Consider the following 15,863-nt stretch of genomic DNA (forward strand, 5'->3'; position numbering starts at 1 on the left):
CCTCCAGTAACCACGTTTGGGTTAACCAGCGCTCAAGAAACACGGTTAAAATTTGGTTTTCGGCTGCCGTTAAAATTTGGTTTTCGGCTGCCGTCCGCAACCGTTCTGCCGAGGGCTACTCAAGGGCGACAATGAGCGCGGACCGTAGGCGGAAATGCGGCCAAAACATGAAAAAGAGGGAATTGAAGAATTGAAGAGTTGAGGAATTGAGGAAAGAGATCACCTCAGCTTCTCTCTGAGATTGACCAGCATTCCGTAGATGCGGGCATAGGATTGCAACCAATCGTCGCGTTGCGCCTGTGTGATGTACTCGAGATCGAACGCATACGAAATCCACGTCTCCACTTCACTGCATGACCCTATGGCCATCGAAATGAACCGTGCGAATTCGGGCTTGGAGTGGGTCTGTTTGGCAAAACCCTCAGCCAAATTGGCGCAGATCGCCTTGCTGGAACGACGAAGTTGATCGGCGAGCGCGTATTGCTCCATTTTCGGAAAAGCAAGCGTGGCTCTGTGTACCCCAAGGGAAACCGCATAGGCACGCTTGTAGACTTCCAAATCCCTCGCGTGCTCGATGTAGGCCGCTGCCTTCTCCATTCTTCAGTTCTTCAACTCGTCAGTTCCTCGGTTCCTCAATTCAGTTCCTCTATTCCTCAGTTCCTCTATTCCTCAGTTCCCCTATTCCTCTATTCCTCTATTCCAGCAGCGGCGACCAGGCCGGGTCCGAGGCGAAGTTCGCCGTTGGGATCGACTGTTCGTTGCGGCCGGTGAGATCGACCGAAACAAGTTTTGGTCCACCGTTGGAATCGCGGAAGAACATCAGCACCCGGCCGTTGGGCGCCCAGGTCGGCCCTTCCTGCTGGAAGCCGGTGGATAGGATGCGCTCGCCCGAACCGTCGGTGCGCATGACGCCGATCTGGAATTCGCCGCCGGTCTGCTTGGTGAAGGCGATGAGATCGCCGCGCGGCGACCACACCGGCGTCGAATAGACGCCGTCGCCGAACGAGATGCGGGTCTGGCCCGAGCCGTCGGCGTCCATCACATAGATCTGAGCGCGGCCGCCGCGATCCGAAGTGAACACCACCTTGCTGCCGTCAGGCGAGTAGGACGGTGAGGTGTCGATGGCGGTCGAATTGGTAAGCCTGGTCGTCGAGCGGCTTCTCAGATCCATGGCGAAGATGTTGGAATTGCCGTCGTCGCGCAGAAGACTCATGATTACCTTCTGACCGTCCGGCGAAAAGCGCGGCGCAAACGTCATGCCGGGGAAATTGCCGACCAGTTCGCGCTGCCCCGTCTCGATCTGCAAAAGGTAAACCCGCGGCTGGCCGCTCTCGTAGGACATGTAGGTGATTTCCTGCCGGTTCGGCGAGAAGCGCGGCGTCAGCACGATCGATTTGCCGTTCGAGAGATAGCGGACGTTGGCGCCGTCCTGGTCCATGATGGCGAGGCGTTTCTTGCGCGCATTCTTGGCGCCGGACTCGTCGATGAAGACGACGCGCGTGTCGAAATAGCCCTTCTCGCCGGTCAGCCGTTCGTAGATGGCATCGGCGATGATGTGGGCGACGCGCCTGGTATTGGCGTCGTTGGCGAAGAACTGCTCGCCGGACATCTGCTGGCCGGCAAAGGTGTCCCATAGCCGGTACTGGGCGCGGACGCGGCCGTCTGCCTCCTTGCCAACGCTGCCGGTAACCAGCGCCTGCGCATTGATCACCTTCCAGTCTTCGAAGCGCGGCGTGGCATCCGGGTTCGAGATCTTTTCGATAAAGGCGCTTTTGTCGATCGGCGCGAACAGGCCGGAGCGTTTCAGGTCGGCGCTGACGATGCCAGAAATCTCGGCGCCAAGCGCATCGCCGCCCTGGAAATCGGTGATGGCGATCGGCAACGGCTCGACATTGCCCTTGTTGACGTTGAGCTCAACGAGCGCTCGTGCCGGCAGGGTGACCGCAACAGTCATACCCAGCGCCATCGCTGCGATCGTCAGGAGCGGCTTGAGGATGGATTTCATGTCTTCTCGTTTCTCTTCGCTGAATCTGTGGGCGCCGGCCCTAAAGGCCGAGCATCTCCCTGGGGTCGAAGGTGACCCGAACGTCGGACCAGATGTCTTGCTTGCCCGCGGGAACCTGCAGGCCGGCCACATCGCATTTCTGAACCGCGCGAACGGCACTTTCGTCAAACGGGCGGTTTCCGCTCGACTTTTCGACGCTCGGCCGGCCATCCAACTTACCGGAGGCGTCCAGATTAAACCGGACCACGACGACGAAATCCTCCGAACCCTCAAGCCCTACCGGAAGTGTCCAGCAGCCACCAAGCTGGGCCTCCAATGCCCCCTGCTCCGATTTCGAAAGCTTCTGGCCCTGGTCCTTGTCGCCGCCGAGCGACGACTGTTGGGTCGAGCGCTTGGCGCCGCCACCGGCCGGCTTCCGCTTGTCGAGCAGAGCCGAAATCTCGTCGGCGTTGAATTGCTTGTCGTCCGATTTCGGCTTGGATGAGGCTTCCTTGACCGGCTTGTCGGCATCCTTGCGCTCCGGCGCCTTGGCGCTTTCGGCCTGGACCGGCTGCGGCTTCGGCCGAGCCTCGGGCGCCGGCGCCGAGTCCGGAAGCTGCGCCTCCTCGGTTGGCGGTTCCTTGGCAATCGCCTCGGCGACGGCATCCGGCTTGACCTCGGGCTGTGGATCGATCGCGGCAGTCTTGTCCTGCGGCGGCGTGGGCGTCGGCTCCTTGGCCGGCGTCGGCTTGGGATCGGTCTGCTTGACCGGTTCGGGCTTGACCTCTTCCTTCGGCTGCGGCACCGGCGCTACCTCTGTAGCGGGAATAGGCTTCGGCTCTTCCTTTGGCTTTGGCACGTCCTCGGGCTTGGGCTTTTCGACCGGCGTCGGCGCGGGTGGCGGAGCCGCCGTCATATCGACTGGCTGGGGCTTGGGCTCAGGTGTCGGCGGCTTGTCGGTATCGACGCTGTTCTCGCCGACTTTCTGGGCGTCGGGAACGATGTCGGGACGCTGCGTCGGTAGCGGTGCCGGCTTGTCGTGCATCACAGCCTTCTTGTCGCCTTGCAGGACCTGTGCCGTCGCTTCCATCGGCACGATCTCGACCGACACCGATTCCGCATCGGACGCAGGCATCGCAGGCGGCGAGGACAACGTGAACAGCCCGAAGGCGATCGCCACCGTATGCAAGATCACCGATGTGGTGAGGCCGGTCCTCATCTTGCGTCTACTGATCCTGTTCCTGCAGTGAAACCAGGCCGATATTCTTGTAGCCGGCAGCCGAGATGCGGGCCATCACCTTCATGGCCGTGCCATAGTCGGTAGATTTGTCACCCCTGATGAAAATACGCTCGTCATAGCCCGTCTTCGAGATCGCCTGCAGCTTGGCCACCAATTCCTCGATCGGGATCTCGGTTTCCTGGAGGTAGATCTGACCGGCCGAGTTGATGGACACGGTTATAGGCTGCGTATCGGCGTTCATCGCCTTGGCTTGCGTATCCGGCAGGTCGATCGGCACGCCGACCGTCAGCAACGGTGCCGCGACCATGAAGATGATCAGCAGCACCAGCATCACGTCGACCATCGGCGTGACGTTGATCTCCGAGATCAGGGCGTGATGGCGGCCGCGCCGCCTGTGGCCGCGCCCGCCGCGTCCTCCGCCACCTGCGCTTACGGACATTCCCATGATCGTTCCTCAGGCCTTCTGCGCGACTTTTTCATCGATTTGGCGCGAGAGTATGGCGGAGAACTCATCCGCGAACCCTTCCATGCGCACCGCGATCTTGCTCGCGTCCGACGACAGCTTGTTGTAAGCAATGACGGCCGGGATGGCGGCGAGCAGGCCGATGGCCGTCGCCAGCAGCGCCTCGGCGATGCCGGGCGCGACCACCGAAAGGCTGGTGTTCTTCGAGGCGGCGATCGCCTGGAACGAGGTCATGATGCCGATGACCGTGCCGAACAGGCCAATAAAGGGCGCCGCCGAGCCGGTGGTGGCGAGGAAGCCGAGCCGCCCTTCCAGCTTTTCCATCTCGCGGGTCAACGCCAGATCCATCGCCTTGTCGATGCGGGTCTGCAGGCCGAGCGGCGATTTCGCGCCCTTCTCGAAACTCTTCTTCCATTCGCGCATGGCGGCGACAAAGATCGCGCTCATGCCGGTCGTTTTGCGGTCGGCGAGCGTGCGGTAAAGTTCTTCCAGCGACTGTCCCGACCAGAACACCTGTTCGAAGCGATTGAGCGCCAGCCGCATGCGGGCATAGGCGACGAGCTTGTCGACGATGATCGCCCAGGTCCAGATCGAGGCACCAAGCAGCCCGATCATGACCAGCTTGACCACCCAACCGGCCTGCATGAACAAGGCCCAAATCGATAAATGCGCGCCCGGTTCGGCGAGAGCGATGTTTTCCATGTTACGTCCTTAAAGATTTTCCGGGCGTGGCTGGCGGCTGGCCCATGGGCATCCCTTGTGGTCCGTTCGCGTTAGGCTTGCGGAATAACCCCAAATGCACCGTTGGCGGCCTTTTCGGGGCAAATATTGGTGAAAGGAAGGCGCTTGGATTCTCCCAATCTTAACCAATCCCTTCATGGACCGTTATGGTTAAGGATGGGTTAGGACGTACAGCGCGGCGCATTGCCGCGCCCCGACGAGCCGCCCGGCGATCCTGGCCCCGACCGGGATCTCCGGGATCGTCCGCCTCTGGGCCCTTATTTGCGCGTTCTGGGCATGAAGGCTGCGATCCAGTCCTTGGGAAAGCGCCGCGGCCGCCCGTTCTCGCCGACGATCGCCGCTTCGACACGCGCCTCGACCAGCACTTCGCTGCCGCGCTTCAACTGTTGCGCCATGACGATGCGGGCGCCGGAAATCTCGTCGGTGCGCGTATCGATGGTCAGGATGTCGTCCATGCGGGCCGAACCGCGGAAGTCGATCTCCATGCGCCGCACCACCCAGACTATTCTCTCGCCATGCTTGCCGTCGGCAAGCTCGGTGTGGTGGACGCCGGCCAGCCGCAGATAGTCGGAACGGCCGCGCTCGAAGAATTCGAGATAGCGCGCGTGGTAGACGACGCCGGAAAAATCGGTGTCTGCATAATAGACCCGCGCCATCAATCGATGGCCGAATTCCGTCAGCGCGCCGGAAAGCCCGGCGGACAATGCCGATTCACCGTGATCGTCCATTGCGCTGTCCTTTTGGTCCCGACGAGCATCTGTTTTGGCACCACCTGTTTTGCGCATAGACCGGCGATGATCAAGACCTGGAGGGCGGAGCTGTTCTCGCTGGCAGTGTTGCTGTTTCCGGGACTATCGGCAACGAAGCCGCAAGCTAGGGCTCTTCCTGGAACAGGCTGATCTGCTGCTGCGCCAGGTCCTTCGGCGCGTCGAGGCCGAGATGCCGCCAGGCATTGGCCGCCAGCACGCGGCCGCGCGGGGTACGCATGATGAAGCCTTGCTGGATTAGAAAGGGTTCGATGATGTCCTCGATGGCATCGCGTGGCTCGGAAAGCCCGGCAGCGATGGTCTCGATGCCGACCGGCCCGCCGCCGAAATTCCGGGCGATCATTGAGAGATAGCGGCGGTCGAGCGCGTCGAGGCCGAGCCCGTCGACCTCCAGCCGCGTCAGCGCCTCGTCGGCGATCTTGCGGTCGACATGGCCGTCGCCGGCAACGCTGGCGAAGTCGCGCACCCGGCGCAACAGCCGGCCGGCGATGCGCGGCGTGCCGCGCGCCCGCCGGGCGATCTCCAAGGCACCGTCGTCGCCGAGCGGCATGGCAAGGATGCGGGCGCCGCGCCGCACGATCTGCTCGAGTTCCTCGACCGAGTAGAAATTGAGCCGCACCGGAATGCCGAACCGGTCGCGCAGCGGGTTGGTCAAAAGGCCGAGCCGGGTGGTGGCGGCGACAAGCGTGAAGCGGGCCAGGTCGATCTTGACCGAGCGCGCCGCCGGCCCCTCGCCGATGATCAGGTCGAGCTGGAAATCTTCCATCGCCGGATAGAGGATTTCCTCGACCGCCGGGTTGAGCCGGTGGATCTCGTCGATGAACAGCACGTCGCGGTCTTCGAGGTTGGTGAGCAACGCCGCCAGATCGCCGGCCTTGGCGATGACCGGACCCGAGGTCGAGCGGAAATTGACGCCAAGCTCGCGCGCCATGATCTGCGCCAGCGTCGTTTTGCCGAGGCCAGGCGGGCCAACGAACAGCACATGGTCGAGCGCTTCGCTGCGCCCCTTGGCGGCTTCGATGAACACTTTGAGATTGGCCCGCACCGCCGCCTGGCCGACAAAGTCGCCAAGCGTCTGCGGCCGCAAGGTCTGCTCGGCGTCCTCGCCGCGTCTGTCGGGAGCAATGAGGCGTGGCGAAAGGCTCATGCCGCCTTCCTTGCATATGGCAAGGGACCGGACAAGCAACGTCTCACCGTGCCAGCTCCTTCAGGCCGAAGCGGATCAGCTTCGAGGCGTCCGCCTCCTCGCCTGCCGTCTTCAGCGCTGCCGCCACCGCATTGGCGGCGGTGTCGCGCGAATAGCCGAGATTGACCAGCGCCGAGACGGCGTCGGTGATCGGCGCCGAGGCAACGCCCTCGCCGAGCTCCTGCTTCAGGCCGATGGTGCCGGAGGCAGTGCCCGCATAGGCCGGCGCCTTGTTCTTCAATTCGGTAACGATGCGCTCGGCCACCTTCTTGCCGACGCCGGGCGCACGGCTGACCATGGCGATATCGCGCAGCGCAATCGCATTGGCGAGGTCGGCCGGCGCCAGCGTCGACAGGATTGCCAGCGCCACCTTGGCGCCGACGCCCTGCACATTGTTCATCAACAGCCGGAACCACTCGCGCTCCAGCACCGACTGGAACCCATAGAGCCGCAGCATGTCTTCGCGCACATAGGTCTCGATGAACAGCACCACCGCCTCGCCGGGCGGCGGCAACGCGGCAAGCGTGCGCGCCGAGCAATAGGCGACGTAGCCGACGCCATGCACGTCGACGATGCAGAAATCCTCATCGATCTCGTCCAGCGTGCCTTTGAGCTTGCCTATCATGCCGGAACCGTCATGCCAGCGCCGCCATCCTGTAGGCGATGCTCTGCCGGTGATGCGCGTGACAGATGGCGATAGCCAGCGCATCGGCGGCGTCGTCTGTGTCGAAAGTCGCCTTCGGCATCAGCACCTTGACCATCATATGGATCTGCTTCTTGTCGCCATGGCCGACGCCGATCACCGCCTTCTTGACGGCGTTTGGCGCATATTCGGCAACGACAAGGCCGGCGCGCGCCGGCACCAGCATGGCGATGCCCCGTGCCTGGCCGAGTTTCAGCGTCGCCGCGGCATCCTTGTTGACGAAGGTCTGCTCGACCGCCGCCTCGTGCGGCATCGCGGCATGCAGGATCTCGGCGAGCCCGTCATGCAATTGGCAAAGACGCACCGCCAGCGCCGCTCTGTCGTCGGACCGCACGGTGCCGGAAGCGACGAAGCGCAGCGAATTGCCGAGGCTTTCGACGACGCCCCAGCCGGTACGCCTAAGCCCCGGATCGATGCCGATGATGCGAATCGCTTCCCCCATCCGCCAACTTTACCCCCAGCGGACAGCGATGCCAGCAAAATGTGAACAAACCAGAAACGGGCTTACACTGTGTCCCACAGGCTGTTTGAGAATTCGCTCTGACGAGGCAGATGGTGTGGTTTTCGAGAACCGAAGCGGAGCGGACATTTGGGTCCGTGAGCATCGCATGATCCCGAAAATCGGGTTCGATTTTCGGGATCATGCGTAATCAAAGTGCTGCAGCGTCCTTTGCGCGTCCAAAAGGACGCGCGGCGCTGCAGGTAAGCGCAGAAAACCGCGCCAGGTGTCCGTCAGAGTAGAATTATCAAGCAGCCTGTCAGCCGCGGGCGAAAGCCGTGTTTAGCAGCGTGATCTGGTCGGAGACCGGATTGAGGCGACGGCTCGACGGCGGCACCTCGGCGAGGCCGCCATAGATCTCCTCGTCCATGCGGCGCACCAGCGCCTGTAGGCGCAGCGACCGGTTGACGAGGTCGATGAAATCCTTCGGCAGTTCGGCCCAGCCGGGCGCCTCCTCATGCGCGGAGGCGGTGTCCAGACGCACCTTGGATTTTTCGGAGGCGACCTGATCGCGGGTCATCTCGCCGGAATTCGCCGCCCGCTGCAAAAGCAGCCACGAGGCGACCTGCATCAGCCTTGTGGTCAGCCGCATCGATTCGGCCGCATAAAGTGTCGCCGCCAGCCTCGACAGCTTCTTGGCCTCGGCCCGGCCCTTGCCGTCGAGATATTCGGCCGCCTGCTCGACCAGGCCCATGCCTTCCTGATAGAGCGGCTTGAAGGATTGGGAGAAAACCCGGCGCTCCGCCAGTTTGATGGTTTTCGCGCCGGCCTTCGAAGGCTCGTTCATTTGCTACGCCCCTGCACTTGCCTAACAGCCGGCCGATTTGGCTCTTGGCCGTCACATCCGGCAGCCTAAACGACTGAAGCTTGAAAATGCGCTTCGCCGGCAGCGAAGGCAAGCACATGTTTAACAAACGGTTAACGGCCCCATTTGACGCCAAGGGCTCCTTGCCGACGAACAAAAAAAGAGCCGCGGATAAGGCGGCTCTCAGGAGTTTAACAGGGAGGCGTCAAACAAAGTGGCTCCAACCACTCGGTAAGAATCCAGATCACTGGATGGGCATAGTAAACGCCTGTAAAGCTTAACGAAGCCTTAACGAAGGGCATATTTTTTGATCAAGCGCCCAGCATCTGTGCCGGAACAGCACAGCCGACCGGCTAAGGATCGTTTGCACCACCGGCTGGAAAGTGGAGCAACGCGCTTACGCAATGGTTCCTCCAGATCGTGACCGACATACCGAAACAAAACCGCCCTCCGCGCGACATCGTTCCGAAACAGGCGCCGCGCTAAACGCCCGCTCCTCGCAACGAGGCGGAGCAAACCTTGCGCTCCGGCAATCATCAAATTTCTCAAGGAGCGAACCATGGACTGGTACTCGGTCGTTAAATTTCTGCACATCGTCTCGGCGATCCTCTGGGTCGGCGGCGGCTTCACGCTGATGCTGCTTGCGGTCCGCGCCGATCGCGCTGGAAACGTCGAAGGCATGCTGCAGGCGATGCGCGCCACCGGCGAGCTCGGCAACCGGTTCTTCGCGCCGATGTCGATGCTGACGTTGCTCTTCGGCCTCATCATGTGCGGCTTCTGGGTCGGCTTTTCCGATCTGTGGGTGCTGATCGGCCTTGCCGGTTATGCGACGACCTTCTGCATCGGCATGTTCGTCTTCAAGCCGACTGCCGACCGCATGGCCGGTATGATCGCCAAGGATGGCGTGACGCCGGCAGTGCTTGCCCAGGGCCAGCGCGTTCTCAATGCTGCGCGCTTCGACTATTCGGTGATGCTCGTGATCATCGCCGACATGGTGCTGAAGCCGACGCTGCACGACATCACCATTCTTGGCTGCATGGCGTTGGTGCTGGCAACGGGCGTTGCTCTCGCGTTTGGTAGGACGCGGCCGCTGCTGCCGAGTGCCGCCTGAGGCTTAAAGAATCCGGCGGCGGCCGGCTGGGGGCCGCCGTCTTATAAAAGGCCGGCGATGCCGTCCCACAGAAGCTTGACCGCGACGACCGCCACGGTCGCATAGGTGAAGGGATAGAACAGCTCCGGCCGCATCCGCCGCACCAGCCAGGCGCCGGCGATGGTCGACAGCGGCGCTAGCGGCATCAGCACCGCCGACGCGGTCAGGTTGGTGGTGTCGAACTGGCCGAGCGCAAAGTAGGGGATGAGCTTCAGCGCATTGGTCACGGCGAAAAAGATCGCCGCGGTGCCCGACAGCACCTTCGGATCGAGCCTGATCGGCAGCGCATAGACCTGAAACGGCGGGCCGCCGACATGGGCGACGAAGCTGGTGAAACCGGCGACGGCACCCCAGAAGCCGGCGGCGACGCGGTTGGGCTGCGCGGAATGTGTCGCCCCATGGCGGATCTGCACATAAATCCAGCGTAGCACGAAGATCAGGGCGACCGCGCCGACGATCAGCCGCACCATCTCTTCGGTAACAAGCGCCGCCGTCAGCCAGCCGAGGGCGATGCCGGCCACGGCACCCGGCATCATGTCGACCAGCATCCTGCGGTCAAAGATGCCCCACCATGTCCACACCGAGACAATGTCCATCAGGCACAGAATTGGCAAAAGAATTGCGGCTGCCTGAACCGGCGGCATGGTCAGCGCCATCAATGGCACGCCGACAAAGCCGACGGCGCCGCCGAAGCCGCCTTTCGACAGGCCAACGAGGATGACGGCCGGAATGGCCGCGGCATAGAACCAGGGATCGACGAGCAGGCCTGACATGGGGAAGGGACGCTGGAGGGAAAGTTGAACTCTGGAATAGACCAGAAATGGTCAGACCGCGACCGCAAATATGTGGGCCACGCCAGCGGAGCCCGTCACATGTTTGGCATGTCGAGCGGCGGCGGGCGCCTCCGGATCGGCTGCGCCTTGATGATAGCGGTGCTGGTTTCGGCCTTGTCAGCGATACGGTCGAGAATCCGGTCGAGCTCGCCGATCGAGCGGACGAACAGCCGGGCGACGAAGCAGTCATCGCCCGTCACCTTGTCGCATTCGCCGAATTCCGGGGTTTCCTCGATCAGCTTCTGGACGATGTGCAGCTTGCCCGGCAACGGCCGGATGCGAACGATCGCCTGCAAGGCGTAGCCGAGCGCCTGCGGATCGATGTCGATGGTGAACGCGCGGATGACGCCGCGATCCTCAAGCCGCCGAAGCCGCTCCGAAACGCTTGGCGACGACAGCCCGACCTGCAGCGCCAGTTCCTTTAGCGAGGTCCGTGAATCCTTCACCAGGATATCGAGGAGCTTTCTGTCGAGTTCGTCCAGCATTTTACAATTCCAAGAAAAAACCGATGTTTACCTAATTAAATGAGGTTCACTCTGCATATCACCAGCTGCAAGTCATGGAAATACCCGATCCGCCGTGGGATTATAAAATCTCAACGGGTTTCAGGAGCATCCATGGACAACACGATACGCGGCACGATCGAAATGACGGCGGCGATGGCGATCCTCGGCACGATCGGCTGGTTCGTCGTCCTTTCCGGCCAACCTATCATGGACGTGGTGTTCTGGCACTGTGCTTTCGGGGCGGTAACGCTGCTGATCATCTGCGCGGCGCTGGGACTGCTGCGTGGCAGGCTGTCGCTTCGCATTGTCGCGATCGCGGCTCTCGGCGGTGCTGCCATCGTTATCAACTGGCTGTTGCTGTTCAGCGCGTTTTCCCGCGCGTCGATCTCGATCGCCACGGCCGTTTACAACACGCAGCCCTTCATGCTGGTGGGTTTTGGCGCGCTCTTCTTCTCCGAACGGCTGACGATGATCAAGCTGACCTGGCTTGGCATCGCCTTCGCCGGCATGCTGCTGATCGTGCAGGCCGCACCCGATGCTGGCCCCGCTGCAGGTGATCACGGCGCGGATTACTTTACCGGCATCGCGATGGCGCTGGCCGCGGCTTTCTTCTGGGCCGTTGCGGCTATCGTCACCAAGAAACTCAAAGGCACGCCGCCACACCTGATCGCCCTGATCCAGGTCTGCGTCGGCGTTCTCATGCTGGCGCCGTTCGCCAATCTCACCCACCTTCCCGCCGATGCGCGGAGCTGGGTCATGCTGGCGACACTCGGCATCGTCCATACCGGCCTGATGTACATCCTCATGTACGGCGCCATTCAGAAGCTGCCGACGCATTTGCAGGGATCGCTGTCTTTTATCTACCCTGTGGCCGCGATCCTGGTCGATGTCGTCGCTTTCGGCCATCGGCTGCATCCGGCCCAGATCGTCGGCGCCGCCGCCATCTTGGTCGCCGCCGCCGGCATGAACCTCGGCTGGTCGCTATGGAAATCGAAAGTGCCTGCCTAGAGCCCGCAAGCGACCAAGCGAGGAGAATTTCGGCCAACGGCAGTCACACGCCAAGCCCGATAGAATTGTTGACGGCAATCGTGATCCCCCTGCCGTCTGTTCAATTCCCGCACTTTGCTCTATGCCGCAATGCAACCATCTTCGCCCGGCATAGGCGATAACCGGGATCGAACTCAATGAATGACGCAACGCCCCCCAACCGCTGCCGTATCGTGCTGATCGCGCCGCCGAACGTGCCGGCCGAGCACATTGCGGCGGCTTTCGACGGCGGTGACGTCGCCTCGCTCATCCTGCCGGAAAACGGCATGGACGAGGCCTCTTTCCAGGCCTTTGCCGAGCGGATCGTGCCGGTGGCGCAAGCGGCCGGCGTTGCCGTCATCATTGCCGGCGACACCCGCATCGCCGGCCGCGTTCAGGCCGACGGCATCCATGTCGAGGTCGGCAAGGACGAGCTCGCCGAAACGATCGGACACTTCCAGGCCAAGATGATGGTCGGCACTGGCGGCGCCAAGACCCGCGACGACGCGCTGGAACTCGGCGAGGTGAGGCCCGATTATATTTTCTTCGGCCGCTTCGGCTACGACAACAAGCCAGAGCCGCACCCTCGTAACCTGTCGCTAGGGCAATGGTGGGCGGATGTGATCCAGATCCCTTGCATCGTCATGGCCGGATCCGACCTTGCCTCGGTGGAAGCGGTCGCCGCCACCGGCGCCGAATTCGTGGCGCTGTCCAGCGCCGTCTTTGCCGATGGTGTCGACCCGAAGACGGCGGTCGCCGCCGCCAACGCGCTGCTCGACGAAACCGCGCCGCGCTTCGAGGACTGACGTGCTCTCGCGGACGATCCTTTTCGGTGCGTTGCTTGCAATGGCCGTGACCCAGGCCCCAGCGGCGGAAACCGTTCCGCTGCCACAGCCCAGGCCGGATTCCAGCGAACCTGCCGACAAGCCGATCGCCGCACCGTTGCCGCAGCCCGCCACCATGGCCCCGTTACCGTCGGCCGACACCATAAACCCCGAGCGCTTCGGGGCAAAACCGTCGGACGCCGCCTACGGCGCGTTTCAGCGCGGCCTCTACAAGACGGCCTACAACCTTGCGCTTTCCCGGGCTCAAAACGGCGATCCGGCGGCACAGACGCTGGTGGCCGAGATATTGTCGCGTGGCCTCGGTGTGCCGATCGACGCGGCGGCGGCGGCGAAGTGGTATGCGCTTGCCGCCGAGCAGGGCATTCCGGAATCGCAATTCCAGTATGCGCTGATGCTGCTCGACGGCCGCTACGTCAAAAAGGACGAGAAGGAGGCCTATGCGCTGATGCAGGCCGCCGCCGAGGCCGGCAACCGCCTGGCGCAGTTCAATTTTGCGCAGCTGATGGTCGAACAGGAGCCCGGCGATGTCGGTATCACCAAAGCCATATCCTATTACGAGCGCGCTGCCGCGACCGGGCTTGCCGACGCACAGTATGCGATGGCACAGGTCTACGCCAATGGCGCCGGCGGCAAGCCGCGCGACGATGTCCGCGCCCGCGGCCTGCTGACACAGGCCGCGCGGCAGAACTACGACACGGCACAGATCGATCTCGCCACCTGGATGATCGAGGGGCGCGGCGGCGCCCGCGACCTGAAATCCGGCTTCAACTGGATGAAGCAGGCCGCAGAAGGCGGCAATGTCGCCGCCCAGAACCGTCTCGCCAAGCTCTACATGAACGGCATCGGCACCGACCCGGATCTGATCCTCGCCGGCGCCTGGTATGTTGTCGCCCGCCGCGCCGGGCTCATCGACCAAGAGATGGACGATTTCCTGCAGGGCCTGACCGACGAGCAGACGCAGCAGGCGCTGCAACGGGCCAACCGCCTGCCCTGACCGCGATCTCGCGATTCATTGCACCCGGACTTCGTCAGCCCGGGCTCATTGCGTGTGATCGAGGACGACCTTGCCGAAGGGCGAGCCGTGTTCAAGGTACCGAAAGGCTTCGGCAGCCCGGCTCCACGGCACGACCCGGTCGATCATCGGTCTCAACCGGTTGACGACAATGGCGCGGTTCATCGCCTCGAAGGATTCGCGTGAGCCCACCGGTATGCCTCGCGCTCTGACCTGCGGGCGGAAGATATCGAGCGGGTTGATCGCGCCATCACTGCCGCCGAGATAGCCGATGACGTTGATCTGGGCGCCGCGCGCCGCTGCCCTCAGCGATTGTGCGAAACTCTGCGGTCCGCCAACCTCGATGATATGGTCGGCGCCGCGGCCATCGGTCAATCCCAGCACGGCCGATGCCCAGTCGGGATCGGTGCGATAGTTCACGCCATCCTGCGCGCCAAGTTGCTTTGCCCGTGCAAGCTTGTCGTCGCTGCTCGACGTCACGATGACGCGCGCCCCAGCAGCCGCGGCGAACTGCATCGCAAACAGCGAAACGCCGCCGGTGCCGAGGCAAAGCACGGTTTCGCCAGGCTTCACACTGCCTTCCGTAAACAGCGCATGCCATGCCGTCACGCCGGCGCATGGCAGCGTCGCCGCCTCGACGTCGCTCAGATTGGCTGGCGCCAGCACCGCCGCCTGTTCGTCGAGCCGGGCAAATTCGCTGAGCAGTCCATCGATCGGGCCGCCGCGTTGATAGGAGGGCTCGGCCATTGCGAAACTGCCACCGACCCAGCGCTGCCAGAACGTGCCACAGACCCGGTCGCCGATCTTGAACCGGCTGACCTCGGCGCCGATGGCAATGACTTCGCCGACGCCGTCCGAAAGCGGCACCAGCGGCAATGCAAACTTCGTGTGATAGCTGCCGCGGACGATCTCGGCATCGCGATAGTTCAGCGCCGTGGCCTTGACCTTGACAATCATCTCCTGGCGCCCTGGTTCAGGCATCGGCCGCTCGACCATTCTGAGGTTCTCGAGGCCGCCCGGGTTTTGCAGTTCGATCGCTTTCATCGTTGTTCCTTTCCTGCTGGCCCTGCTGGAGGAAAAATCGCTTGCCATGCGCCCGATTTCAAATTCATAATGTTCAGAATAATTATGCCTCTGTAACATGTAGGTGTCTCATGCTCGAAGAACTGAAAACGCTGGCCCTCTTTGCCGAGGAGGGTTCGATTCAGAAGGTGGCTCGACGCCTGCCGTTGACGCAGCCGGCCGTCACCCGCCAGATCCAGCGGCTGGAGGAGATGCTCGGCACGGAATTACTCGACCGCCGGCTAAAGCCGTCGCGACTGACTCCGGCCGGAGTCGAGGTGCTGGCACGCGGCAAGGACATTCTCGCCGCCGTCGACGCGCTGAGATTATTCGCCAAGGGTAACGAGCCGGAGGGTCTGCTGCGGCTCGGCCTCGCGCATGGACTTTGCGACAAAGCCGTGGCCGCCGCCATTGCTGATGCCGTCGCGCGGTTTCCGAAGGTTTCGCTGCGTCTGAAGAGCGGCTGGAGTATTGAGTTGGCCGACCAGCATAAGCGCGGACAGCTCGACCTCGCTTTCATCCTGGACGGCAGCAATTCCAAAGCTGGCGACGGCGTCGTTGGAACCGAGCCTCTCGGCATCATCGCTGCCGAAAACACCTGCCGGCAAGCCGATGTCAGGACCACGCCCTGGGTCCTCAGCCCTGAGCCTTGCGACGCGCGCCGGCGGCTGGCGGCTGCCCTTGCCGAGGGCGGCCACAGGCTGATGGTCGGCGCCGAGATTCAGGACAGCGCGCTGCAGATCGACTGGGTTCGTCGAGGCCAAGGCCTTGGCCTGCTGCCCAAGCGGCTGCTGCAGGAAAAGCTGCCGGAGGGCATTGCCCTGGTCGACGCTCCCGGCCTCGAGCTGTCGCTGCGAATTGTCGTCTTGCGTTCGCCGCACCTGCATCTTTTGTCTAAGGTGGCCGACGCCGTGACCGAGGCCGTGACCGCCATCGTCGGGACGGACTGAGGCTGCCGCGCCGCGCTGCCGGGCCAGCTTCGTTCCCGCTTCATCGGAAGGCGCTCCTTGCCTCTCCTGGCGATTTGTGGTCTTGGAGGCG

18 protein-coding genes are annotated in these 15,863 nt (G+C 62.9%); 5 read left to right on the forward strand and 13 right to left on the reverse strand.

The window, feature by feature from the left end:
* Positions 1-219 precede the first annotated feature (219 nt).
* The 10 genes from NKJ94_RS02750 to rcdA form a co-directional block, all read right to left on the reverse strand.
* Positions 220-597 (reverse strand): four helix bundle protein, encoded by a 378-nt coding sequence (locus tag NKJ94_RS02750; protein ID WP_352522861.1) that lies wholly within the window; start codon positions 595-597, stop codon positions 220-222.
* 97 nt (positions 598-694) lie between these two features.
* Entirely contained in the window at positions 695-2,005 is a 1,311-nt protein-coding gene (gene tolB, locus NKJ94_RS02755; protein WP_352522862.1) for a Tol-Pal system beta propeller repeat protein TolB, read from the reverse strand.
* Positions 2,006-2,045: 40 nt separating this feature from the next.
* The gene (gene tolA / locus NKJ94_RS02760; protein WP_352522863.1) at positions 2,046-3,203 is read right to left on the reverse strand and encodes a cell envelope integrity protein TolA; all 1,158 of its coding nucleotides are present in this window, start codon (positions 3,201-3,203) and stop codon (positions 2,046-2,048) included.
* A 7-nt stretch (positions 3,204-3,210) separates the two neighbouring features.
* A complete protein-coding gene (gene tolR / locus NKJ94_RS02765) occupies positions 3,211-3,669 on the reverse strand; it encodes a protein TolR (protein WP_352522864.1) in 459 nt (152 codons plus the stop codon).
* Between the two features lie 9 nt (positions 3,670-3,678).
* Positions 3,679-4,389, reverse strand: coding sequence for a protein TolQ (gene tolQ, locus NKJ94_RS02770; RefSeq protein WP_023677997.1), 711 nt, complete (start codon positions 4,387-4,389; stop codon positions 3,679-3,681).
* Between the two features lie 296 nt (positions 4,390-4,685).
* On the reverse strand, positions 4,686-5,156 hold the full coding sequence (gene ybgC, locus NKJ94_RS02775) for a tol-pal system-associated acyl-CoA thioesterase (RefSeq protein ID WP_302893633.1): 471 nt from the start codon (positions 5,154-5,156) through the stop codon (positions 4,686-4,688).
* 145 nt (positions 5,157-5,301) lie between these two features.
* The gene (gene ruvB / locus NKJ94_RS02780; protein ID WP_352454896.1) at positions 5,302-6,342 is read right to left on the reverse strand and encodes a Holliday junction branch migration DNA helicase RuvB; all 1,041 of its coding nucleotides are present in this window, start codon (positions 6,340-6,342) and stop codon (positions 5,302-5,304) included.
* Between the two features lie 43 nt (positions 6,343-6,385).
* Positions 6,386-7,006, reverse strand: coding sequence for a Holliday junction branch migration protein RuvA (gene ruvA, locus NKJ94_RS02785; protein ID WP_352522865.1), 621 nt, complete (start codon positions 7,004-7,006; stop codon positions 6,386-6,388).
* A gap of 10 nt (positions 7,007-7,016) precedes the next feature.
* Complete coding sequence (gene ruvC / locus NKJ94_RS02790) at positions 7,017-7,526, reverse strand: crossover junction endodeoxyribonuclease RuvC (RefSeq protein WP_352522866.1); 510 nt, start codon at positions 7,524-7,526, stop codon at positions 7,017-7,019.
* Positions 7,527-7,842: 316 nt separating this feature from the next.
* Positions 7,843-8,370, reverse strand: coding sequence for a protease adaptor protein RcdA (gene rcdA, locus NKJ94_RS02795; protein WP_352522867.1), 528 nt, complete (start codon positions 8,368-8,370; stop codon positions 7,843-7,845).
* Positions 8,371-8,947: 577 nt separating this feature from the next.
* On the opposite strand from rcdA, the gene NKJ94_RS02800 reads away from it, so the two are divergent.
* Complete coding sequence (locus NKJ94_RS02800) at positions 8,948-9,499, forward strand: DUF2269 family protein (RefSeq protein WP_352522868.1); 552 nt, start codon at positions 8,948-8,950, stop codon at positions 9,497-9,499.
* 41 nt (positions 9,500-9,540) lie between these two features.
* Here NKJ94_RS02800 and NKJ94_RS02805 read toward each other — a convergent pair whose 3' ends face one another.
* Together NKJ94_RS02805 and NKJ94_RS02810 are read right to left on the reverse strand one after the other, a co-directional pair.
* On the reverse strand, positions 9,541-10,311 hold the full coding sequence (locus tag NKJ94_RS02805; RefSeq protein ID WP_352522869.1) for a sulfite exporter TauE/SafE family protein: 771 nt from the start codon (positions 10,309-10,311) through the stop codon (positions 9,541-9,543).
* 95 nt (positions 10,312-10,406) lie between these two features.
* A complete protein-coding gene (locus tag NKJ94_RS02810) occupies positions 10,407-10,856 on the reverse strand; it encodes an Lrp/AsnC family transcriptional regulator (protein ID WP_352522870.1) in 450 nt (149 codons plus the stop codon).
* A gap of 132 nt (positions 10,857-10,988) precedes the next feature.
* On the opposite strand from NKJ94_RS02810, the gene NKJ94_RS02815 reads away from it, so the two are divergent.
* The 3 genes from NKJ94_RS02815 (at position 10,989) to NKJ94_RS02825 (ending at position 13,742) form a co-directional block, all read left to right on the forward strand.
* The gene (locus NKJ94_RS02815; protein WP_352522871.1) at positions 10,989-11,885 is read left to right on the forward strand and encodes a DMT family transporter; all 897 of its coding nucleotides are present in this window, start codon (positions 10,989-10,991) and stop codon (positions 11,883-11,885) included.
* A 176-nt stretch (positions 11,886-12,061) separates the two neighbouring features.
* Entirely contained in the window at positions 12,062-12,709 is a 648-nt protein-coding gene (locus tag NKJ94_RS02820; protein ID WP_352522872.1) for a thiamine phosphate synthase, read from the forward strand.
* A 40-nt stretch (positions 12,710-12,749) separates the two neighbouring features.
* Positions 12,750-13,742: a tetratricopeptide repeat protein gene (locus NKJ94_RS02825; RefSeq protein WP_352522873.1), complete on the forward strand. Its 993-nt coding sequence runs from the start codon at positions 12,750-12,752 to the stop codon at positions 13,740-13,742.
* A gap of 45 nt (positions 13,743-13,787) precedes the next feature.
* On the opposite strand, the gene NKJ94_RS02830 is transcribed toward NKJ94_RS02825, so the two are convergent.
* Positions 13,788-14,804, reverse strand: coding sequence for a zinc-dependent alcohol dehydrogenase family protein (locus NKJ94_RS02830; RefSeq protein ID WP_352522874.1), 1,017 nt, complete (start codon positions 14,802-14,804; stop codon positions 13,788-13,790).
* 110 nt (positions 14,805-14,914) lie between these two features.
* Between NKJ94_RS02830 and NKJ94_RS02835 the strand changes: the two genes are divergently transcribed.
* Positions 14,915-15,772 carry a LysR family transcriptional regulator gene (locus tag NKJ94_RS02835; RefSeq protein ID WP_352522875.1) on the forward strand — a complete coding sequence of 286 codons (858 nt, stop codon included), beginning with the start codon at positions 14,915-14,917 and terminating at the stop codon, positions 15,770-15,772.
* The last annotated feature ends 91 nt before the right edge of the window (positions 15,773-15,863 follow it).

The sequence above is a fragment of the Mesorhizobium sp. M0060 genome, assembly GCF_040323155.1.
Lineage (GTDB): Bacteria > Pseudomonadota > Alphaproteobacteria > Rhizobiales > Rhizobiaceae > Mesorhizobium.